This window comes from Winogradskyella psychrotolerans RS-3, assembly GCF_000427335.1.
GTDB classification, from domain to species: domain Bacteria; phylum Bacteroidota; class Bacteroidia; order Flavobacteriales; family Flavobacteriaceae; genus Winogradskyella; species Winogradskyella psychrotolerans.
In genome coordinates, this window is the sequence record NZ_ATMR01000113.1 from 1 (window position 1) to 673 (window position 673).

Genomic DNA, 673 nt, shown 5'->3' on the forward strand with positions numbered 1-673 from the left:
ATTTTAATAATCGTGGAGCGCATACGCTCGCTTTTTTCATAAGAACCAAGTTTGAGTGCAAGTGTCCTAAGGGCTGCCTTCCCTTCAGGTAGGACTATGGTTTTTTCTTCGCCTGCAAGCAAAGTTGTTTGCACCTTTACCTGCTCTCCTTCACTGTAGTTGGTTGGGTTTAAGATTTCTTTTCCAACTTGCTCAACCAAATTTTTAGATTTGTCAAAAATCTTCCATCGTAAATGTTTTCACAGCTGTTCCTTCCGAGTATTGGCGGTAGGTAAACTGATAAAAGAATGGTGGCCCTGTAGTTGTGATTTTACAACTTCTGGCACAGGGTATCGGGAAGAAGGATACTGCTGAGCGCAAGGATTGATGGGCAAAGGGATAGGGTATTAGACCCGTTCCATTCAGTAATCCCAAGGCATTTCCTTCTAGCACCGGTTCAGCATTCCCATCCAAATATATTTTAATCTGTAGGTCAGTATCCGGTTTGTCGGCATGGAAGTAAGGCATCCAGGTACGCACAATAGCTCCCGGCCCATTGTGCTCCATTAACACCCATTCTTTTTGTTGCTTGTTTTCTTCGGTACGAATAAATTATGGTCATTTTCGCTGGCATTAAAGTCGCGGTTCTTGAACCAGCCAATACTGTCTTTGGGATCGACCGATGCCCGATTAT

Annotated in this window: 3 protein-coding genes; all 3 read right to left on the minus strand. The window is 43.7% G+C overall.

Features of this window, described 5'->3' with window-relative positions; genetic code table 11:
• On the minus strand, window positions 1-200 hold a 200-nt coding region (locus ADIWIN_RS21385), incomplete at its 3' end, for a hypothetical protein (RefSeq protein ID WP_235047098.1).
• Window positions 201-213: 13 nt separating this feature from the next.
• Window positions 214-546 carry a hypothetical protein gene (locus ADIWIN_RS22425; RefSeq protein WP_498370484.1) on the minus strand — a complete coding sequence of 111 codons (333 nt, stop codon included), beginning with the start codon at window positions 544-546 and terminating at the stop codon, window positions 214-216.
• Window positions 473-673: hypothetical protein (locus tag ADIWIN_RS21390; protein WP_235047099.1), on the minus strand; the 201-nt coding region annotated here is incomplete at its 5' end. The genes ADIWIN_RS22425 and ADIWIN_RS21390, both read right to left, overlap by 74 nt.

What these genes read in the sequence shown, in the direction of transcription:
- ADIWIN_RS22425 (WP_498370484.1), bottom strand. Translation starts at nt 546, where the DNA reads ATGGAGCACAATGGGCCGGGAGCTATTGTGCGTACCTGGATGCCTTAC.